This window comes from Pseudomonas pergaminensis, assembly GCF_024112395.2.
Taxonomy (GTDB): Bacteria; Pseudomonadota; Gammaproteobacteria; order Pseudomonadales; family Pseudomonadaceae; genus Aquipseudomonas; species Aquipseudomonas pergaminensis.
Genome location: NZ_CP078013.2, coordinates 3,613,964 through 3,634,229, shown reverse-complemented (window position 1 = coordinate 3,634,229; position 20,266 = coordinate 3,613,964). Strand labels below are relative to the sequence as shown.

General features: G+C 62.5%; 14 protein-coding genes and 2 pseudogenes. 9 read left to right on the top strand and 7 right to left on the bottom strand.

Going from position 1 to position 20,266, the window contains the following annotated elements; all coding sequences use genetic code 11:
• Positions 1 to 240: 240 nt before the first annotated feature.
• From KUA23_RS16385 to KUA23_RS16370, 4 genes and pseudogenes are all read left to right on the top strand, one after another.
• On the top strand, positions 241 to 1,269 hold the full coding sequence (locus KUA23_RS16385) for an apurinic/apyrimidinic endonuclease family protein (RefSeq protein WP_252992428.1): 1,029 nt from the start codon (positions 241 to 243) through the stop codon (positions 1,267 to 1,269).
• 48 nt (positions 1,270 to 1,317) lie between these two features.
• Positions 1,318 to 1,797, top strand: a complete 480-nt coding sequence (locus tag KUA23_RS16380; RefSeq protein WP_078048670.1) for a P-loop nucleotide/nucleoside kinase family protein — start codon at positions 1,318 to 1,320, stop codon at positions 1,795 to 1,797.
• 72 nt (positions 1,798 to 1,869) lie between these two features.
• Positions 1,870 to 2,577: a nucleotidyltransferase domain-containing protein gene (locus KUA23_RS16375; protein ID WP_428847316.1), complete on the top strand. Its 708-nt coding sequence runs from the start codon at positions 1,870 to 1,872 to the stop codon at positions 2,575 to 2,577.
• Positions 2,578 to 3,348: 771 nt separating this feature from the next.
• Positions 3,349 to 3,937, top strand: a pseudogene (locus tag KUA23_RS16370) (LysR substrate-binding domain-containing protein); the annotation flags it as partial.
• On the opposite strand, the gene KUA23_RS30405 reads toward KUA23_RS16370, so the two are convergent.
• From KUA23_RS30405 to KUA23_RS16360, 3 genes and pseudogenes are all read right to left on the bottom strand, one after another.
• Positions 3,927 to 4,694: a methyl-accepting chemotaxis protein gene (locus tag KUA23_RS30405; protein ID WP_371857077.1), complete on the bottom strand. Its 768-nt coding sequence runs from the start codon at positions 4,692 to 4,694 to the stop codon at positions 3,927 to 3,929. The pseudogene KUA23_RS16370 and the gene KUA23_RS30405 overlap by 11 nt on opposite strands.
• Positions 4,695 to 4,781: 87 nt before the next feature.
• Positions 4,782 to 5,783, bottom strand: a pseudogene (locus KUA23_RS30400) (cache domain-containing protein); the annotation flags it as partial.
• A gap of 231 nt (positions 5,784 to 6,014) precedes the next feature.
• Positions 6,015 to 9,998, bottom strand: a complete 3,984-nt coding sequence (locus KUA23_RS16360) for a bifunctional nitrate reductase/sulfite reductase flavoprotein subunit alpha (protein WP_346356340.1) — start codon at positions 9,996 to 9,998, stop codon at positions 6,015 to 6,017.
• Between the two features lie 621 nt (positions 9,999 to 10,619).
• Between KUA23_RS16360 and nirB the strand changes: the two genes are divergently transcribed.
• Positions 10,620 to 13,160 (top strand): nitrite reductase large subunit NirB, encoded by a 2,541-nt coding sequence (gene nirB, locus KUA23_RS16355; RefSeq protein ID WP_252992426.1) that lies wholly within the window; start codon positions 10,620 to 10,622, stop codon positions 13,158 to 13,160.
• Complete coding sequence (gene nirD, locus KUA23_RS16350; protein WP_078048666.1) at positions 13,160 to 13,522, top strand: nitrite reductase small subunit NirD; 363 nt, start codon at positions 13,160 to 13,162, stop codon at positions 13,520 to 13,522. The genes nirB and nirD overlap by 1 nt, the downstream gene beginning before the upstream one ends.
• A gap of 110 nt (positions 13,523 to 13,632) precedes the next feature.
• On the opposite strand, the gene KUA23_RS16345 is transcribed toward nirD, so the two are convergent.
• Positions 13,633 to 14,130 (bottom strand): MarR family winged helix-turn-helix transcriptional regulator, encoded by a 498-nt coding sequence (locus KUA23_RS16345; protein WP_252992425.1) that lies wholly within the window; start codon positions 14,128 to 14,130, stop codon positions 13,633 to 13,635.
• 50 nt (positions 14,131 to 14,180) lie between these two features.
• On the opposite strand from KUA23_RS16345, the gene KUA23_RS16340 reads away from it, so the two are divergent.
• Complete coding sequence (locus KUA23_RS16340) at positions 14,181 to 15,689, top strand: FAD-dependent oxidoreductase (protein WP_252992424.1); 1,509 nt, start codon at positions 14,181 to 14,183, stop codon at positions 15,687 to 15,689.
• On the opposite strand, the gene KUA23_RS16335 is transcribed toward KUA23_RS16340, so the two are convergent.
• The gene (locus KUA23_RS16335) at positions 15,662 to 16,225 is read right to left on the bottom strand and encodes a TetR/AcrR family transcriptional regulator (RefSeq protein WP_078048663.1); all 564 of its coding nucleotides are present in this window, start codon (positions 16,223 to 16,225) and stop codon (positions 15,662 to 15,664) included. The genes KUA23_RS16340 and KUA23_RS16335 overlap by 28 nt on opposite strands.
• 184 nt (positions 16,226 to 16,409) lie before the next feature.
• Between KUA23_RS16335 and KUA23_RS16330 the strand changes: the two genes are divergently transcribed.
• Positions 16,410 to 17,057, top strand: coding sequence for a glutathione S-transferase (locus tag KUA23_RS16330; RefSeq protein ID WP_252992423.1), 648 nt, complete (start codon positions 16,410 to 16,412; stop codon positions 17,055 to 17,057).
• 49 nt (positions 17,058 to 17,106) lie between these two features.
• Here the strand turns inward: KUA23_RS16330 and KUA23_RS16325 are convergent, their stop codons facing one another.
• Positions 17,107 to 17,676, bottom strand: coding sequence for a cysteine hydrolase family protein (locus KUA23_RS16325; protein WP_252992422.1), 570 nt, complete (start codon positions 17,674 to 17,676; stop codon positions 17,107 to 17,109).
• A 128-nt stretch (positions 17,677 to 17,804) separates the two neighbouring features.
• On the opposite strand from KUA23_RS16325, the gene KUA23_RS16320 reads away from it, so the two are divergent.
• Positions 17,805 to 19,208 carry an XAC2610-related protein gene (locus tag KUA23_RS16320; RefSeq protein ID WP_252992421.1) on the top strand — a complete coding sequence of 468 codons (1,404 nt, stop codon included), beginning with the start codon at positions 17,805 to 17,807 and terminating at the stop codon, positions 19,206 to 19,208.
• Between the two features lie 254 nt (positions 19,209 to 19,462).
• Here KUA23_RS16320 and KUA23_RS16315 read toward each other — a convergent pair whose 3' ends face one another.
• Positions 19,463 to 20,263 (bottom strand): suppressor of fused domain protein, encoded by an 801-nt coding sequence (locus KUA23_RS16315; protein WP_252992420.1) that lies wholly within the window; start codon positions 20,261 to 20,263, stop codon positions 19,463 to 19,465.
• Positions 20,264 to 20,266: the final 3 nt, after the last annotated feature.

Here is a 20,266-nt window from a genome sequence, read left to right as displayed (position 1 = left end):
TACTACCCGCAGTACGCCCCACATCATTGAAAACACAATCGCCATCCATCCGGCAAACAGGCTGAAGAGTGTCATTGCAAGGTTCATAGCCACCTCCGTTGCGTTGTCGTCTCGCTGTTGTCCTTATAGGTGACTGCCTGCGAAAACCAGGATTCAACTTATTTTCCAGAGTGAACCCCTGGCGGTGTTACCCACCTAAGCTCTTATAATTCCCACGATTGTTCACCTCCAGGCCTCTCCATGACCCACCCTCGAATCGGCTTCGCGTGCCAGTACAAGCACCCCGAACGCCTGCTGTCGGCCAGCGCCTTGAAGCCGATCGAAGGCCCCTTCAACCCGCGCACCACCACGTTGCGCTGGATGGACAGTGTCACGCCCCAAGTGGCCCGCGACAAATTGGTGGAAGTGGTCACCCACAACCTGGCGGCCCAATTGCGCCTGTTGGCGTATGTCGCCGAATTGCCGCCAACCTTGCGCATGCTGCGCCTGAGCAGCGATCTGTTGCCGTTCTACAGCCACCCGAAAATTGCCGCGGTGTACAAGGACCCGGCCATCGAGCATCAGTTGATCGAGGGGTTTGCCGCGATCGGTGACTTGGCGCGCGCTGCGGATATCCGCCTGTCGTTCCACCCCGGCCAGTACTGTGTGCTGGGTTCGGAGAACCCTGGCGTGGTGGAAAACAGCCTGGCCGAATTCGAATACCACGCCGACATGATCCGCATGATGGGCTACGGCCGACGCTTCCAGGACCTCAAGTGCAACGTGCATATCGCCGGTCGCCTTGGCGTGGCGGGTACCCGCGCGGTGTGGGCGCGCCTGTCGGAAGTGGCGCGCAACTGCATTACCTTCGAGAACGACGAGAAGACCTACGGCCTGGACCACTGCCTGCAAGTCGCGGACCTGGCGCCAGTGGTGCTGGACATCCACCACTGCTGGATCAATGAAAACGACTACATCGACCCCCACTCGGAACGGGTCGCCCGTGTGATCGAAAGCTGGCGCGGCGTTCGCCCGACCATGCACTACTCCCAACCCCAGGAGAGCCTGCAGGAGCTGGGGTTCGACGCCGAGCACAAGCTGGAAATGGACGCGCTGTTGCAGGTGGTGTCCAAGCGCGACCTCTACGCCCACAGCGCGCAAATGTGGAACCGCTGGACCAACGATTACGCGCTGCAGTTTCTCGACCGCTTCGACATCATGCTCGAAGCCAAGGACAAGAACGTCGCGGCCCTCGCGTTCTACGCGCACTGGCAGCGGCGCGTTGTGTGATCAACCCCCAGCGTGCATGCTGGCTGGCCTCACATAAGGAACCTTGCCATGCCAACCCTGCATTTGCTCTGCGGCAAGATCGCCTCCGGCAAGTCCACGCTCGCCAAGACCCTGGCCACCGAGCACGCGGCCATTGTGCTCAGCGAAGACCACTGGCTTGCCACGCTTTACCCCGGTGAAATCCGCTCCATTGCCGACTACATCCGTTGTGCCCAGCGAATACGCGGCGTACTGGGCCCATTGGTGATCAATGTGCTGCAGTCGGGTGCCAACGTGGTGCTGGATTTCCCTGCCAACACCTTGGCTAACCGCGAATGGCTGCTGGGCTTGGCACAGGTCGCCAAGGTCCGGCACTGCCTGCATTACCTTGAACTGGACGACGCCACCTGCCGGGCCCGGCTGCACGCGCGCAATGCCCAGGGTGAGCATGACTTCGCCGCCACTGATGCCGAGTTCGATCTGATTACCCGCCATTTCTGCGTGCCGACTGAGGCAGAAGGCCTGGTGATCGAGAGGCATCGCCCATGAGTGCATCGCAACCCATGGGTGTGGACGCCGAGGGTTTTATCCTCAGCCCCCGTGCAGCGTGAGTTTCAGCCTTTGCTTGAGGATGCCTGCGGCCTGCTCTCGCAGCCAGGCTTGGGGGTTGACGGCATTTATGTCTATGGCAGTGTTGCACGCGGCGATGCGCTGCCGGGTGTATCCGATCTTGATCTCACGTTGGTGCTGAGCGAGCCGCCTACCGCTGCGAGCCTGGAGCGGTTGGAACGGATTCGGTGCGACCTGGCGCTGCGGCACCCGTCAGTCACCAAGGTCGATTTCGATATCGGCAGCCGCGCGCAGGTACTGGCTGTTGAGAATAAACATCGTTGGGGGTTCTGGCTCAAGCACCATTGCCGGTGCGTATGGGGCAATGATCTGGCGGTGCAGTTCGAGCGATTTCGGCCATCACTGGACATCGCCTTGGCTGTGAATGGTGACTTTGAAGCGGTGCTGAGCGCTTACCTCAGCCGCATTGCGCGTGCCGACACCGAACACGAGCGGCTTCGCCTGCAGCGCGAAGCGTCACGCAAGCTGATCAGGGCGACGCAGATAGTGTGCGGGGTAGAGGGCGCGACTTGGCCGCAGACATTGGAGGAGTATGTTGCGCTGTTCGTGCAGAGGTATCCGATGCGGGTGACGCAGGTGGCGTTTTTTCTGTTTGAGGCTCGAAACCCGGGTGCTGACGGTGAGAGGTTCTTGGCCCGGCTTCAAGCGTTTCTGGGGTGGATGGTTTTACAGCGAAGTCATATGGCCGTTCCTCTGTAGGCGCTGGCTTGCCTGCGATGGCGGCCTGACAGCCGACCACAATCTAACTGTCACCCCGAGATCTAAATGTGGGAGCTGGCTCGCCTGCGAAGACGGCCTGACAGCCGACCACAATCTAACTATCACCCCGCGATCTAACTGTAGGAGCTGGCTTGCCAGCGATGGCGACCTAACAGCCGACCACGCTCTGACTGTTGCCCCGCGATCCAAAACTGTGGGAGCTGGCTTGCCCGCGAAGACGGCCTAACAGCCGACCACGCTCTGACTGTTGCCCCGCGATTCAAAACTGTGGGAGCTGGCTTGCCTGCGAAGACGGCCTAACAGCCGACCACGCTCTGACTGTTGCCCCGCGATCCAAATGTGGGAGCGGGCTTGCTCGCGAAGGCGGCCTGACAGCCGACCTGGATGTTGGATCTGATCGGGTACATATCCGTTATTTAGGTAACGGCTGCTATGGGTTCCGCCCTTACGGCGGCTCACTTTTGAAAAGCCCAAAAGTAAGCAAAAGGCTCTTGCCCCAACACTCGGCACCTCGCCTAGGCTCGGTGTGCCCGTAATCCGACAGGTATTTGGGGGGCCGCCGCCACGCGCCATCCATGGCGCGGGGCGGCTAAACCGGCATCCCTGCCGGTTTACCCCCCAAATCCCTGTCGAATTCCGGCCAGCGTGTTTGACGGGGCGCCTAAGATCAAGATCAAGAGCAAGAGCAAGAGCAAGAGCAAGAGCAAGAGCGGCTCGCTTCGCATCGTGGTTAGCGTGGGGGGATAGTACCTGGGGGTGTCGCAGCCGCCGTTGAGCGAGCAGATCCAGGTGCTGGAGCAGGCGCTCGAGGTCACGCTGTTCGAGCGTTCGCGGCGCGGCGATACTGCCCGCGGTGCGCGAGATCGACAGCGTGGAAGCGCTGCCGGCGCTGGAAGCAGGGAATATCGACCTGGCCTTTGCCCGCCTGGACGGCGACCTGGGCCCGACGGTTCAGTCGCTGCCGTTGCGGGAAGACCGTTTGATGGTGGCGTTGCCCAGCCACCATGCTTTGGCCGCGCGTACGCGCATCAGCCTGTCGAGCTTGGCCAGCGCGCTGTATTCGGCGAACCTGCGCCATAAGGTACGGGCGGGCGCCGTGCGCGGAATCTTCCAGTCGATGGTGGAGCTTTCCGATAACGCCGACCTGATGGGCAAGTTCCTCGGGCTGCCCTGCCCGAAGCTGTTCATGTACGGCGAGCAGAACGCCGGGCTGTCCTACCTGCCGCACATCCAGGCCCACGGCGTGCGGCTGGCGCCGATTGACGAGTGCGGGCACTTCCCGATGTATTCCAACCCTGGCGCGATGTGGCAGCAAATCGCTGATTTTCTCAGGACTTGAATCGCCCCACCAAGCCATTTAGCTCATCCGACAAATTCGACAACCGCCCAGAGTCGTCCTGCGCCGAGTTGGCCAGGCTTTCCACCAGCCGCGCCTCGTCGTAGATCTGCTGGATATGCCGGTTGATCTCCTCGGCCACGCTGTGTTGTTCCTCGGCGGCGGCGGAGATCTGCAGGTTCTGGTCGCGGATTTCGTTGACCGACGTCTGGATGCCTTCAAAGCTGTCCCGCGCGCTTTCGATGGACGATACGCTGGCCCGCGACAAGTCCAGGCAACTGCCCATCTTCTGGGTGACTTCCTGGGTCTTGTTTTCCAGGGTGCCGAGCAGTTGCTCGATCTCACCGGTGGAGTCGGACGTGCGCTTGGCCAGGGCACGCACTTCATCGGCCACCACCGCGAAGCCACGGCCCTGGTCACCGGCGCGGGCGGCCTCGATGGCGGCGTTGAGTGCCAAGAGGTTGGTCTGTTCGGCAATCGCGCGGATGGTGCCAAGGATCTGGTTGATGCTGCGGCTGCCGGCTTCCAGTTCGACCATGGCCTGGGACGACTCGGTAAGGCGGCGCCCCAAGCGGTTGACGTTGTCGGTGGTGACTTCGATCTGCTGCTTGCCCTCGGCCACGCGACGGTGCCCGTTCTCGGCGGACTCGGCTGCACCGCTGCATGAACGCGCGACTTCGTTGGCGGTGGCCACCATTTCATTGAACGCGGTGGAGACCAATTCAACCGCCTCTCGCTGGCGGCCGGCCGCCTCGTTCATGTTGTGCGCCACCTCGCTGTTGACCTTGGAGGCGTTGTGCAAATTGGCCGAGGCCGCGCCGATATGCTGGATCAGTTGGCGGATCGCCGCGAGAAACTTGTTGAACCAGCCGGCCAATTCGGCGGTTTCATCCTTGCCCTGTACCTGCAGCTCGTGGCGCAAGTCGCCTTCGCCCTGGGCGATGGACTGCAGGCCGGTGCTGACCTGGCCGATGGGCTTGACGATGACCTTGGAAAACGCCGCCGCGATCAGGCCGAAGATCAGCACCAGCACGCCGACGATGATTGCGGTGAGGTAGGTCATGCGCGTGGCTTCGGCCATGACTTCACGGTGTTCGATCAACCCGATGTAGCGCCAGCCGAGGCCGGGGGAGGTCCACACGTTGGCCATGTAGCGCACGCCGTCGATCACCACCTCGGTGGAGCCTTGCGGCGTGTCGGCCAAATGCGCATAGGGTGCGCCCAAGTCCTTGAGCGGCTTGAAACTGTGGGCCGCATCGCGCGGGTCCACCAGCACCACACCGTCTTCGATCAACATCACGTAGCCGCTTTCGCCCAGCTTGATGCTCTTGACCAGCTCGGTGAGATTCTTCAACGACACGCTGACCACGAACACACCCTTGGCCTTGCCGTTGTCCAACAATGCTCGCGCAGTGCCCACCAGCGCCACGTCATCTTTGTCGTAGTAGTAAGCCGGCGTGCGCACGGTCTTGCCGGGGCTGGCCATGGCCGCCTTGTACCAGGGGCGGGTGCGGGGGTCGTATTTGGCCAGTTGCGGGTCGTCCGGCCATTTGGCGTAGGTGCCGTCTTCCAGGCCGATGGACAGGATCGCCGCCGCCGGGTGTGTGGCGCCAAAACGCGCGAAGCGGTCGATCACGGCTTGCGCCTCTGCCGGCATCGGCTGGCTGGCCGCGTCGGCGGGCTGGTAGTTTTTCAGGGTGTTCAGCGATGTGTATACAGGATCGGTGGCCATTTGATCGACGTTTTGCAGCGTACCGTCGAAGAACTGGCGGATGTTGCCATCGATCTGTCGGATTTCCCGGGTGCTGCCATCGATGAATTGATCCACCGCCTGGGTCCGGGTGTTCATGACCGAAATCACGGCCACCAAGCTCACCGGGATAAACGCTACAGAGACAAATGCCAGTACCAGCTTATTTTTTATTTTCATCGAGACGACCATCAGCGTGAAGGGCGGCCAAACCGCCGCGCACCTGAGCAGGATTGCGGCGATTTGCTATCACTGCTGTTTCGGCATGGCTTCCACAAACCTTTAGGGTTTTTTGTACACAATACAAACTGCATATTGTTCTGTATCCAATCAATACACATCACGCAGGTAACGCTTCTGCTCGCTCAACTGTCGCCAGTAATCGACGGCACCCTCAACGCCAAGCCCGCCGTGGGTTTGCGCCACTTGGCGCAGGGCCTGGTCGACGTCCTTGGCCATATGGCTGGCATCGCCGCAGATGTACAGCTTGGCGCCGTCCTGCAACCAACGCCACAGTTCGGCGCCTTGCTCGCGAATGCGATCCTGCACGTAGACCTTCTGCGCCTGGTCGCGGGAAAACGCCAGGCTCAGGTGGGTGAGCAGGCCGTCGCGCTGTAGGCCTTGCAGTTCATCCTGGTAGTAAAAGTCAGTGGCGGCGTGCTGTTCGCCGAAGAACAGCCAGTTGCGGCCCAGATGCCCGAGCGCCCGGCGTTCTTGCAGAAACGCGCGAAACGGTGCGACCCCCGTGCCGGGGCCGATCATGATCATCGGCACCTCGCCGTCACTGGGGGGGCGAAAGTGCTTGGACGGCTGTATGAACAACGGCACTTCACCGTCACCGACACGGTCGGCCAGGAAGGTCGAGGACACGCCCTTGCGTTTGCCGTAGCGCACGGCGGCCACGGTCAGGTGGACTTCGTGCGGGTAGGCCTTGGCACTCGACGCGATCGAATACAGACGCGGCTGCAGGCGCTTGAGCGTGCCCAGCAATTCGTCCGCTGAACACTCGATGGGGTATTCATGCAGCACGTCCGCCAGTTGCCGGCCCCACAGCCAGTTATTCAGTTCGGCTTTGTGCTCGGGGTTGAGCAACTGCTTGAGGCCTGGGTTGGCGCTGCGCTCGGCGATGAAGGCCAGGGTGTCGCTGCTGGGCCGGGCGATTTCGAAATGCTGGGTGAGTGCCTGTTGCAGGGGAACATCGCCGAAGGTATCGATGTTCACGCTGGTATTGGCGCCCAGGCGGGTGAGGTCGAGCAATTCGCTGACCAGTTCGGGGCAGTTGCGGGGCCGCACGCCCAGGGCATCGCCGGCTTCGTAGCTGAGCCCGGAGTCGGCCAGGTCCAGGGCGAACTGGCGGGTCTCCTTGTGGACGCTGTGCGGGTTCAGGTGCCGGTTGAGCAGCAGCCGCGACCCGTACAGCTTGGTCTTGCCGGCAGGCGTGGCGGGTGCGGCCAGCGCCACGGGTTTTGCCGGGTTGAGGCTCTGTTGGAAGCGCACCAGCCAGGCATCAGCAGGGGCTTCGAATTCGGTGTCGCAGTCGACGCGTTCAAGCAGGCGGGTGGCGCCCAGTTCCAGCAGGCGCTGGTCGAGTTGCTTGCCGTGGTTGCAGAACTGGTCGTAGTTGGGATCGCCCAGGGCCAGCACCGCAAAGCGCAGCGACTCCAGGCGCGTCTTGGCGGTGCTGAGGCTGTGCCAGAAACCTTCGCCATTGTCCGGTGGGTCGCCATCGCCAAAGGTGCTGCTGATCAATGCCAGGGTGTGAGTGGACGCGAGTTTGCTCGCGGGGAAGTCCGACATCGCGCTCAGTTCCACTGTGATACCCGCATCGCGCAGGCGCTGGGCGAATCGTTCAGCCAGGGCTTCGGCGTTGCCGGTTTGCGACGCCCACAGCAGGGTGACGGCCGGGGAGGGCGCGGCAAGGGCTTGCATGTGGCCGAACAACCCGCCGAGCAAGCCGTTCAGCCATAGCCGGGAGGCGTCGGCCAGCGGCGCGTTCGCGGGCATTGTCGGTACGCCGACGGCCTGATGTGCGGCGTTGGATTGCAGGCCGCTGAGGAAGCCGGCGAGGTAGGTGCGCTCGCTGTCGCTCAGTGGCGGCGGGGATAGGTGACGGATGCCGGCGAGGTCGGCGAAGGCGTCGAGGCGCGACATGGTGCAGTCCTCTGCTACGGGGGAAGGGAGGTCGAGAAACTGGTGATCGATCAGCGCGACGCGGGCCAGGGCGACCGCGCAGCACTTGAACTCAGGCTGCAGGGAAATCGGGTCCACGGCGTCGTTGGTCACCGCGTTGATCGCCAGGTGTTCGCCGAACACATCGTTCCAATGGAAGGGTGCAAAACAGTGGCCTGGCCGTACACGGTCGGTGACCACGGCCGGCAGCACCGCATGCCCGCGCCGGGAGCGCACTTCGACCCGGTCCTTGTCCTTGATGCCCAGGCGCGTGGCATCTTCGGGGTGCAGTTCCACGAAGGGGCCGGGGTTGAGTTTGTTCAGGGTGGCGACCTTGCCGGTCTTGGTCAGGGTGTGCCATTGGTGCTGCACGCGGCCGGTATTGAGCACAAAGGGGAAGGTGTCATCGGGCATCTCGGCGGGCGGCATATGCGGGCGGGCGAAGAACCGCGCCTTACCGTTTTCGGTGGCGAAGGTGAGACTGCCCTGGGTGCGATAGCGGATCGGGTTGCGGTGGGCGGCATCAACGGACGCGCACGGCCATTGCAACGGCTGTTCACGCAGGCGTGGGTAACTTGCTCCGCGAATGTCGTAACCGGTCTTGGGGTTCCAGGCACGTTTGATTTCTTCGAACACGTCGGCGGCGGATGCGTAGGTGAAGGCCTCGGCAAAGCCCATCTCACAGGCGACCCTGGCGATGATCTGCCAGTCGGGCAGGGTTTCGCCGGGGGCGTCGACGGCTTTTTGCATCAGGGTCAGGTTGCGTTCAGAGTTGATCATCACCCCTTCGGCTTCGGCCCACAGCGCGCCCGGCAAGAGGATATCGGCGTAGCGGTTGGTCTCGGTGTCGAGGAAGGCGTCCTGGGTGATCACCAGTTCGGCGGCCTGTAGCCCTTTGATCACGGTTTGGCGGTTGGGCACGCTGGCCACCGGGTTGGTGCAGATGATCCAGCAGGCCTTGATCTGCCCGGCAGCCATTTGCTCGAACATTGCCACGGTGCCGCTGCCGGCCTGGCGCGGCAGGCTGTCGTGGGGGATCTGCCACAGGTCCTCGATAAAAGCGCGGTCGGCCTCCACCAGTACCGAGCGCTGCCCCGGCAGGCCCGGTCCCATGTAGCCCATTTCGCGACCGCCCATGGCGTTGGGTTGACCGGTGAGGGAGAACGGGCCGCTGCCGGGCCGGCAGATGGCACCGGTGGCCAGGTGCAGGTTGCACAGGGCGTTGGTGTTCCAGGTGCCGTGGGTGCTCTGGTTGAGGCCCATGGTCCAGCAGCTCATCCATTCGGCGGCCTGGCCGATCCAGTCGGCGGCTTGGCGGATATCGGCTTCGGCAAGGCCGGTGATGCCCGCGACACGCTGTGGTGAATAGTCCTCCAGGAACGCGGGCATCACTTCCCAGCCGTCGGTGAACGCGGCGATAAACTCGGGGTCGGTATGCCCGTTTTTGACCAACAGGTGCAGCAGGCCATTGAGCAGGGCCAGGTCGGTGCCGGGTTTGATCGGCAGGAACAGGTTGGCCTTGTCCGCCGTGGCGCTGCGCCGAGGATCGACCACGATCAGCTTCGCTCCGGCCTTGACCCGGTCCATCATGCGCAGGAACAGGATCGGGTGACAGTCGGCCATATTCGCGCCGATCACGAAGAACAGGTCGGCACGGTCGAAGTCTTCATAGGAGCCTGGAGGGCCGTCCGCGCCGAGGGACAGCTTGTAGCCGCTGCCCGCGCTGGCCATGCACAGGCGGGAATTGGACTCGATGTTGGCGGTGCGCACGAAGCCCTTGGCCAATTTGTTGATCAGGTACTGGGATTCCAGCGACATCTGGCCCGACACGTAGAAGCCCAGCGCGTCCGGCCCGTGCGTGTCGAGCACGTGGCGCAAGCGCCGCGCGGTTTCGCTGATGGCCGTGTCCATGGCGAGGCGCACGGGGTCTTGCTCGCGGGCCTGGCGCACATAGGCGTTCTCCATGCGCCCGGAGTCGGCGATGGCTTGCCCGCAGGTGGTGCCTTTGGTGCACAGGCGCCCGAAGTTGGTGGGATGGGCCTTGTCGCCGATCACCTTGACCACTTTATTGTGCTCGACCTGCATGACGATGCCACAGCCCACGCCACAATAAGGACACACACTGCGGATGCTTTGGTTGGTCATCTGGAACCCATGTAAACAAAAAAGGCGCCTTGTAACCCTCCGTTGAAAACGGGGATTACACGGCGCCTTTGTCGTGAGAGGGCAGTCAGCGTTGACTGCTTGGTTGACGTGTTACTAGCAAGTCACGCGCCAGTTTGTTCACGACGCGGTTTGTCGGTGAACTGGCCTATTGTGATGAACGGGATTTTTGTGGTGAGCGGGCTTGCCCCGCGCTGGGCTGCGCAGCAGCCCCTTAAATTGATACCGTGGTGCCCCCGCGCGGGACAAGCCCGCTCACCACAGCAAGCCCGCTCATCACAGAACACTGTTTACCCCTGGCAAATCGTGCACTTTTATAACGCGAGGTGCACCAGTTGGAGGCGCTGGAGGGGGGCTCAGAATTGCCGATCAGCCTGTTGAGCCATGAACACAGGCTTCGCCCTCGTTTGGCACAGACCCTGCAAGCTCCCCCTTAACCCACCTCGGTCAACGACGATCGACACCCTGGGGCATAGCGGTGAGTCCGGCGCAGTCGCCTGATCCGAACCCGCATAAGAACAGGCAAAGACGCCTGGAACCGTAAGGTTTCAGGCGTTTTTTTTTGCTTTTTTAAACCGTGATGAGCTTTGACGGGTGCTTACTATGAACCATCTCAAAACCTTGATCGTCGTCGGCAATGGCATGGTCGGCCACCACTGTGTGGCGCAACTGATCGAGCGCGGCGCGCTGGATCACTACCGCTTGCATGTGTTCAGCGAGGAGCCGATGCGCGCCTATGACCGGGTGCATCTGTCCGAGTATTTCACCGGCCGTGATGCCGAGTCGCTGGCCTTGTCCGAGGCTTCGCTGTACCAGGTGCCGGGCGTGACCCTGCACCTCGGCGTGCCGGTGCTGGAGATCGACCGCGCGCGCTGCGAGGTGATCACCGCCAACGGTTGCGTGGCCTATGACACGCTGGTGCTGGCCACCGGTTCCTATCCGTTCGTGCCGCCGATCGAAGGCGCCGAAGGCGATTCGCGGCTGGTGTATCGCACCCTTGAAGACCTGGATGCGATTCGCAAGGCGGCCGCGAATGCGCGACGCGGCGTGGTGGTGGGCGGTGGCCTGTTGGGCCTGGAAGCCGCCAACGCGTTGAAGAGCCTGGGCCTTGAAGCTCACGTGGTGGAGTTCGCGCCACGCTTGATGCCGGTGCAACTGGACGACTTTGGCGGCCTGGCGCTCAAGGCGCAGATCGAGCGGCTGGGCGTGGGGGTGCATTTGTCGCGCGCCACCCAGTCGATCAGTGCGGGCGAGCACTACCGCTACCGCATGAACTTCGCCAATGACGAATACCTCGAAACCGACTTGATCGTGTTCTCTGCCGGTATCCGCGCCCAGGACGCGCTGGCCCGTCAGGCCGGCCTGGACATCGGCCCGCGCGGCGGGGTGGTGATCAACGACGAGTGCCTGAGTTGCGACCCGAACATCTACGCGATTGGCGAGTGCGCCTCCTGGAACGGCAGCCTGTTCGGCTTGGTCGCACCGGGCTACCAGATGGCCCGAGGCGTCGCCGCGCTGCTCTGCGGGCAGACCGCCGAGCCGTTTGTGGGCGCGGACATGTCCACCAAACTCAAGCTGCTCGGCGTGGATGTGGGTTCCATTGGCGACGCTCATGCCCATACGCCCGGCGCGCGCAGCTACCAATTTATCGACGAAGCCAGCGCCAGCTATCGCCGCCTGGTAGTGGACGCTGCGGGCAAGCAGGTGATCGGCGCCGTGCTGGTGGGCGACAACAGCTACTACGACACCTTGCTGCAATACATGCAGAACGGCATCGCGTTGCCGTCCGAGCCGGCCAGCCTGATCCTGCCATCCTCCAGCGGCGCGCCGACCCTGGGCCCCGGCGCGTTGCCGGAATCGGCCACCCTGTGCTCCTGCCACAACGTGACCAAGGGCGCGATCTGCTCGGCCATCGACAGCGGCTGCAGCGACCTCGGCTTACTTAAATCCCAAACAAAAGCGTGCACCGGTTGCGGTGGCTGCGCAGGCTTGCTCAAGCAAGTGTTCGAGCATGAACTGATCGCCCGTGGCGTCAGCGTCGACAAGAGCCTGTGCGAACACTTCGCCTACACCCGCCAGGAGCTATACGCCCTGGTGCGCGTGGAAGGCATCATCACTTTTGACGAACTGCTGGCCAAACACGGCCGTGGCCACACCGGCTGCGACGTGTGCAAGCCGGCGGTGGGCTCGATCCTGGCGTCGTGCTGGAACCAGCCGATCATGGACGCGTCCCTGGTGCCGCTGCAGGACACCAACGATACGTTCATGGCCAACATGCAGAAGAACGGTACCTACTCGGTGGTGCCGCGTATTCCGGGGGGCGAGATCACCGCGGACAAACTCATCGTGATCGGCGAAGTGGCGAAGAAATACGACCTCTACACCAAGATCACTGGTGGCCAGCGCATCGACCTGTTTGGCGCGCAACTGCACGAGCTGCCGGATATCTGGGCCGAATTGATCGCGGCGGGGTTCGAGACGGGGCATGCGTATGGCAAGTCCACGCGCACGGTGAAGTCCTGCGTGGGCAGCACCTGGTGCCGTTACGGCGTGCAAGACAGCGTGAAAATGGCACTGCTGATCGAGGACCGCTACAAGGGCCTGCGCTCGCCGCACAAGCTCAAGTTCGCGGTGTCTGGCTGCACCCGCGAGTGCGCCGAAGCCCAGAGCAAGGACGTGGGGGTGATCGCCACGGAGAAGGGCTGGAACCTCTACATCGCCGGTAACGGTGGCATGCGCCCGCGTCATGCGGAGCTGTTCGCCACCGACTTGGACGATGCCACGCTGATCCGCTATATCGACCGCTTCCTGATGTTCTACATCCGCACCGCCGACAAGTTGCAGCGCACGTCGGTATGGCGCGAGAGCCTGGAAGGCGGCCTGGACTTCCTCAAGGACGTGATCCTGCACGACAGCCTGGGCCTGGGTGCCGAGCTGGAAGCGCAGATGCAACTGGTGGTCGATCGCTACGAGTGCGAGTGGGCCAACGCCCTCAAAGACCCGGAAAAACTCAAGCGCTTCCGCACCTTCGTCAACGACAAACGCCCCGACCCGGACATCCACTTCGTCCAGGAACGCGGCCAGCGCCGGCCGATCATGGCCGCCGAACTCAACCTGATTCCCGTCACCGAGGAGATTGCCTGATGAGCCAGCCCACTACCCAACGCAACCTGGCCACCTGGAAAAGCGTGTGCAGCGAGGCCGACCTTGTGAGCAATTCCGGCGTGGTGGTGTGGTTGGACGGCGCGCAAGTCGCGCTGTTCTACCTGCCGGGCGCGCAGAACCAGACCCTGTATGCCATCGACAACCACGACCCGGAATCCGGGGCCAATGTGATCGGTCGCGGCTTGATCGGCAGTATCAAGGGCGACTTGGTGGTGGCGGCGCCGATCTACAAGCAGCACTACCGCCTGGAAGACGGGCAGTGCCTGGAGACGCCGGACCAGCGGTTGCGGGTATGGCCGGTGCGGTTGAACGGCGGGGTGGTGGAGCTGGCATTGGATTGATGTTGTGTGCAGGATTTTGCGGCGAACCGATTTCCTGTGGCACACCAACTTCCTGTGGTGAGCGGGCTTCTTGTGGTGAGCCCGCTCACCACAGCAATCCTCATCAGGCCTCAGGAAATGCCCTCAGTCGCACGCAATGAGTCTTCCTTGATGTCCTTGGCAAACTTGCGCATCAACCGCACCAGATTGTCGAAATCGCCTTCCTCCCAGGTGGAGAAGATCGACACACCCATCCGCTCCCGGGCATCATCGACGCGGTCAGTCATGGCCTTGCCTTTCTCGGTAATCACCGACTCGCGTACGCGGCGATCGAGTGCGCTTGCCTGGCGCAAGACCAGGCCCAGGCTTTCCAGCTTCGCCACCTGCCGACTCACCGTGGTGTAGTCGCGGCCGACGCGGTCGGCCAGCTCGACCACGCCAATCGGACCCAACCGCTCCACCAGCACCAGCAACGGAAACAGGGCGCGGTCCAGGGAAATCCCGGCCTCGCGTACCATCGCCTCGTCGCGTTGCGGGCGGTTCATCACCCCTACGATCTCAACCAGTGAGCCATGCAGGTCACGCAGCTGGGCGGATATATGTGCGCTTTGCACATTTTTAATTGACACGGTGTTCGCCTCTCTTAATATGTGCGTATTGCACATATAGGTGATCCAGTATGAAAGCGCAATTCGCTGTCGATGTACTGATTTGCGGTGCCGGTGCCGGTGCCGCTGGCCTGACCTTGGCGATCGACCTGGCGAGAAGGGGCATCACCTTCCGACTGATCGAAAAGACCCAGCAGCCTTTCCACGGCTCGCGTGGCAAGGGCATCCAGCCCAGGTCCCAGGAAGTCTTTGAAGACCTGGGGATTCTCGACCGGTTGATGGCCGTGGGTGGAGTCTATCCGACTGACCGGCGCTACCGCGACGATGGCAGCTACAGCGAGGCTGAATTCACCGAATCCACGGCGCCCACACCGGCTGAGCCCTACCAACAACCGTTGATGGTCCGGCAGTTTCTGACGGAACAGGTGATGCGTGAGCGCCTGCTTGAGCTCGGTCACGCGCCTGAGTTCGGTTGTGAGCTGGTCGGCTTCGACCAGGACGCCGACGGTGTCACGGCACGGCTGGCCGGCAAGGGTGGCGAAGAGCGCATGCGTGCCCGCTGGCTGGTGGGGGCCGATGGCGGTCGCAGCTTTGTCCGGCATGCCCTGGCGATCGGCTTTCCCGGCAAGACCCTGGGCGTGCGCGCCCTGGTGGCGGATACGGTGCTTACCGGCCTGACGCGTGAGGCCTGGCACCGCTTTGGCGAAGGGGATATGCAGCGCCAGATTGCGATATGCCCGCTGGCCGGCACCGACCTGTTCCAGCTTCAAGGGCCGGTCCCGGCGGAGGGCGACGTCGACTTCAGCGCCGAAGGGCTCACCGCACTGATCGCCCAACGCACCGGTCGCACCGACATCCAGGTGCACAGCGTGGCCTGGTCATCGGCCTATACCATGAATGCGCGCCTGGCCGATCACTACCGCCTGGGCCGGGTGTTGCTGGTGGGCGACGCCGCGCATATCCATCCGCCCACCGGTGGCCAGGGTCTCAACACCAGCGTGCAGGACGCCTATAACCTCGGCTGGAAGCTGGCGGCGGTGGTGCAGGGCGCCCCTGAGGCTTTACTCGATACCTATGAAGAAGAGCGCCGGCCGGTGGCTGCCTCCGTGCTCGGTTTGTCCACCAGACTGCTGGGAGAAATGCAGCATGGCGAACTGCGCCGGGGCAGGGAAGTGCATCAACTGGACATCGGCTACCCCGAGTCCTCACTGGCGTTGCAGCACCCCGTGCGTAGCGGCATTGCAGCGGGCGACCGCGCGCCGGACGCGCCACTTCGAGGTGCCGCCGGGCAGGCGCTGCGGCTGTTCCATCTGTTCCAGGGCACGCACTGGACGCTGCTGGGGTATGGCGTCACGCGTGATTCAGTGCCCGCTTGGCCGGGCGTGCAGGTCCATATCGTTGGGCCTGAGGGAGATGTGATTGACGAGCAAGGTCAGTTTCAACGTGCCTACCAACTGGCGATTGGCGAGTGGGTGCTGGTGCGGCCTGATGGGTATATCGGCGCGATTGTAACGTCCGGGCAACGAGAGGAACTGGAGGCCTATCTGTTGGTTCACGCCGGGATAAGCCCGGCGGCCTGATAACTCTGGATCAGTTCGTCATACAAGCCGATATCGAGGCGCGTACGGGCAATCAACTGCGCGCCGGCGATGGCGGTGTAGATGGCACGGGCGCGCCGCTCGTTGTCCTGCACACTGCCGTTGTCGATCTCCGTAAGCAAAGCCGCGAGCCAGGCCACGTTGATATCGGCAAATGCCAGGACCTCTGTCTTCACGGCCTCGGGCAGGTCCTGGTATTCAGCCGCCATGAAGCTGGACAGGCAGAGACGATTGCCGTCTTCGAGGGATTTTCGAAAGATACTCGGGTAGATCCGCAGGCACTGCAGCGGCTCTGGGTTTTGCGCGCGTATCGCGGCAAGGGCGCTGGCGGTGTCTTCCCAGTAACGCTTGGCAACGGCCGCGCCGAGGTCGGCCTTGCTCGGGAAGTGGTAATAGATACTGGCGTTCTTGATCCCCACCGTTTCGCCGATGCTGCGGAAGTTGATGCCGCTGTAGCCGTAATGCTGAGCAGCGACTTTGGCAGCTTCAAGGATGGCTTCTCGCGCATTTTCGCTCACGTATGGGTTCCTCGTTTCGTAGGGGATGGGCCGATTCTACGCGTAAAAGTTTTTACCTGCCAACTGGTAGGTAGTGGTTGACAGCTGGAAATAAAGCTTTCAATCTCTACCTACCACTTGACAGGTAGGCGAGAAAACCATGATTACGCAACAGCCGTATTCCCAAGCATGCCAACGTTCTATGATGACCATTTTTGACTGGCACAGCGGCCCCTATCCGGCCCGGGTGCGAATTGCATTGGCCGAAAAAGGCCTGCTGCCCAAGGTGGAGTTTGTCTCGGTCAACCTATGGAAAGGCGAGCATAAGCAACCGGCATTTCTTGCGCTCAACTACTCGGGAACTTTGCCCGTCCTCCAACTGGACGACGGAACGCTGATCGCTGAATGCACAGCGATCACCCAGTACCTGGATGTACTCGACGGCAACCCGACGTTGACCGGCAAAACACCTGCCGAGCAGGGCCTGATCCACATGATGACCAAGCGTGCCGAAATCGAGCTGATGGATGCCGTGAGTGTGTACTTCCATCACGCAACCCCCGGGCTCGGGCCGCACGTCGAGCTCTACCAGAATGCCGAATGGGGCCTGCGCATGCGTGACAAGGCACTGCGCGGCATGCGCTACTTCGACGAGGTCCTCAAGCGCCGGTCCTATGTCGCAGGTGATGAGTTCTCCATGGCCGACATCGCGTTGTTGGGCGGCATGATCTTCGCCGCGCTGGTGGAGTTGCCGGTGCCGGAAGAATGCGAGGCTATGCACGCCTGGCATGCCAGGGTGAGCAAGCGGCCTAGCGTCCGGGCGTGGCGGGCGATGGTGGCGCAGACGCATTAAGCGAGCATGGAGCATTGCGCACGCGGGTCGCGGGTTTGTTAAATGCACATCAAGTGGTTGTGAGCTGAGCCAGGATTTCATCGGCTTCGGTAACCCCGGCATAGTCCATCGCCAGATTGCTCAACGACATCGCATGCACGTCCTCGGCCGGCCACAGGCGCCCGGACAAATCGGTTTGATCGAAGGTGTAGCAAGCGTCGGCAACCACCGTCACCTCAAAACCCAGGTTGCCGCCCGAACGTGCGGTGGCCTCGACCGAGTTGTTGGTGATCACACCCACGATCACCAGTTGGCGGATCCCACGCGCATGCAACCAGCGCTCCAGCCCTGTGGCGGTGAACGCATCCGGGACGTTCTTTTCCACCACATGCTCATGGGCCAGGGGTTGTAGCGCCGGCTGGAACTCGCACCCTGGCTGGCCGGGCCAGAACACCGAGTCGGGCGCGCGGGACATGTGCCGGATGTGCACGACCGGCCGATTGGACTGCCGCCACGCATTCAGCAGGCGCTGCATCTGCACCTCGGCGTCCGGGTTGTTGCGTCGCCCCAGCTTCGGCTGGTACATGCCTTGCTGCATGTCGATGATCAGCAGTGCGGCATTGCTGGCTAACGTTGGCATGGCGAATCCCTGTGTTCGTGAGGCTCGAAACATATCAGCCAACCTGTGTGCCCAGACAGCGATTTGTTCGAAGCCCGCACCGTTTCCATTTACACTGCCGCCCTCGAATTTCAGCAAGGATGCGTTGGATGCGCTCGATACTTGGCGGTGTGTGCCTTTCCCTGGCCCTGGCGGCCCCTGTCTTGGCCGAACCGCGTTCATTTTCGGTGGTCGACCGCAGTGACCAATACCTGGTCGAGGTGCTGTTCCCGGAGGTCCCCGACCACCCCAATCAACTGGTGCCCGCGCTCATCACCGTGCGCGACAAGCACACCCTCGAAACCCTCCAGCAATTCAAGACCCCCGCCGCGAATGTGCCGGTGGACAGCAATGGCCAGGACAACGGCTGGCTGCTCGGGCCCTTCAGCCTGTTGTACTTCGCCGACTTCGATCTGGACGGCCGCCTCGACCTGGCGATTCGCAACGGCACCGATCTCGAACAGGCCTACAAGCCGATGTTCGATGTGTACGTGCAAACCCCACAGAACCGGCAGTGGGTGCTCAACCAGCCCCTGACCGACCTGGCCAAGGAGACCACCAGTGGCATGTTCTCGCTGATCCCCGACGACGGCATCCTGCTGTCCCAGGTCGACCGGGACTGCTGCTGGACACGCATGAGCCACTGGAAAATGCGCGATGGCGAGTTGGTCCGCCTCAGCACCTCCACCGAAGAGCAGGTCCAGCCCACCGAATTCGGCGAAAACTCCAGCATGCCCAGCGGCTACACCCTGATCACTACCGGCGCATTGAAGGATGGCCAATGGCAGGAAACCCAGCGCCTCGAAGGCCCGACCCACCAAGATGTGCAGAGACTCACCGGCACCCTCAACGGCAAGATCCCGGTGGACATCTGGTACCAACAGCAGGGAGCGGTCCTCATCGGCGAATTGCGCTACACCAAAAGTGGCAACGGCCAGCCGATCAAACTGGTGGGCGACCAGAGCGACTACGACGACAAACCCTTCGTGTACCTGCACGAATACACGGATGACGGCCACCAGACCGGTATCTGGCGCATCACCCGTGACACCGAGGCGCCCTACGACTACACCGGCACCTGGGTCAGCAGTGCCAAGGGCGAGCACCCCGAACTGGCGATTTTGCTGCACGCAACCGACAGTGAACCCGACGATGACCTGCCCACCGACCTTGAGCGCGACCAGCGCAACGGCCATTACCAGATGCGCGATGACTTCCTCGGGCGTGACGGCGACCTGGAACTCAACATCCTGCCAGAGCGAGATGCGCAGGGCAGGGAAGTGGCGGAAGTGACCCTGACATTGAAAGAGGTCAAGAGCGGGAAACAGATCGTGGTCGCTCACCATAGTGTGCCGATGGAGGCCGAAAACCTGATCATCGTTCGCGAGCCTATGGCGACGCCACGCACCGGGCCGTACCACATACAGTTGGTGAAAAACTTCGCGGTGATCGAGCATAACTCGGCGCCGGACAGTGATGATTACTTGACGGGGATGTATCGCAAGCAGCCGTAAATCCGGTCGTCGAGGCTTAACGGTCATGATCCACAGGCTTAATCGAGGGGCGTCATATTCAGACGCAAGACTGTTACCGCGGGCCGTCCGGTCCCGATGGGCCGACGACCTTCCTGGCGATCACGTCGATACGGACGGTTCAATGACCCAGGAGGTTGCGTAGGTTTTTCACCGGATAGCACCGCCCGATGTTGCAACCGACACCGAAGAGCGGTTTGCACAGTGTCAGATTCCAGCTGGGAGTTGGCACACGCCTACACCACACTCTCCCGACCCACCCGACTCACATGCCCAACCCCCGCCGCCTGCAACCTTGCCACCAAATCCTCCCGCGCTGCGCGCCCACCTTCACGCACATATTCAAGCTCCGCCGCCGTGATCAACACCACCGGCACCAGTTGCACCGGTGAGAGCGGCATGTCGTCGAGGCGGGTCGGGAAGTCCGGGGCGGGGCCGCCCAGCAGGACGCCGGCGGCGTCGTCGGCGGTGACGAAGAGGCTGGGCAGTTGGTCGCTCATCAGGTGCGATTGGCTGAAGCCGGGCAGTTCCAGGGAGAGTACGCCGTGGTTCTCCAACTGGTGGGTGATGCCGCCGGCGTTGGCGACGGTCTTGGCGACGTGTTCGAGCAATTCGAATGCCCAGCTGTGGCGCAGTGGGTCGACGTCACCGAGTGTGCCTCGGGCTGGTTCGGGGATGTCGGCGGTTTCCAGGAACAGTTCCATTTCGAAGCCATTGCCGAGGCCTTCGGCGTCGTCGAAGGGGTCGGATAGGCCGTCGGTTGCCAGCACGATGCTGTCGCCCCGGCGTACCACGCGATAAGCCTGGCGGGTCGACGGCCAGTAGGGGCCGCCGGTGAGGCTGGGGCTGATCAGGTAGGCGAGCACGTCTTTCTCGACGGTGCCCACCGACTGCCAGTGTCGGTCCAGGCATTCGGCGCTGGCCAGGCGGGCGGCCTGGTTGGCGGCGTCGGGCTCGGGCGATTGCGGTTCGGTGGGCGTCGGGGCGGGCGCAGTCGGTTTTTTCGTTGAACCGAAGAGTTTCTTGAAGAAGTTCATGGG

Bases quoted from the DNA above. Each gene is read 5' to 3' on its own strand.
- KUA23_RS16360 (WP_346356340.1), bottom strand. From the start codon at position 9,998: ATGACCAACCAAAGCATCCGCAGTGTGTGTCCTTATTGTGGCGTGGGC.
- KUA23_RS16325 (WP_252992422.1), bottom strand. From the start codon at position 17,676: ATGCCAACGTTAGCCAGCAATGCCGCACTGCTGATCATCGACATGCAG.
- nirD (WP_078048666.1), top strand. From the start codon at position 13,160: ATGAGCCAGCCCACTACCCAACGCAACCTGGCCACCTGGAAAAGCGTG.
- KUA23_RS30405 (WP_371857077.1), bottom strand. From the start codon at position 4,694: ATGAACGAGGCGGCCGGCCGCCAGCGAGAGGCGGTTGAATTGGTCTCC.
- KUA23_RS16340 (WP_252992424.1), top strand. From the start codon at position 14,181: ATGAAAGCGCAATTCGCTGTCGATGTACTGATTTGCGGTGCCGGTGCC.
- nirB (WP_252992426.1), top strand. From the start codon at position 10,620: ATGAACCATCTCAAAACCTTGATCGTCGTCGGCAATGGCATGGTCGGC.
- KUA23_RS16315 (WP_252992420.1), bottom strand. From the start codon at position 20,263: ATGAACTTCTTCAAGAAACTCTTCGGTTCAACGAAAAAACCGACTGCG.
- KUA23_RS16320 (WP_252992421.1), top strand. From the start codon at position 17,805: ATGCGCTCGATACTTGGCGGTGTGTGCCTTTCCCTGGCCCTGGCGGCC.
- KUA23_RS16330 (WP_252992423.1), top strand. From the start codon at position 16,410: ATGACCATTTTTGACTGGCACAGCGGCCCCTATCCGGCCCGGGTGCGA.
- KUA23_RS16385 (WP_252992428.1), top strand. From the start codon at position 241: ATGACCCACCCTCGAATCGGCTTCGCGTGCCAGTACAAGCACCCCGAA.
- KUA23_RS16380 (WP_078048670.1), top strand. From the start codon at position 1,318: ATGCCAACCCTGCATTTGCTCTGCGGCAAGATCGCCTCCGGCAAGTCC.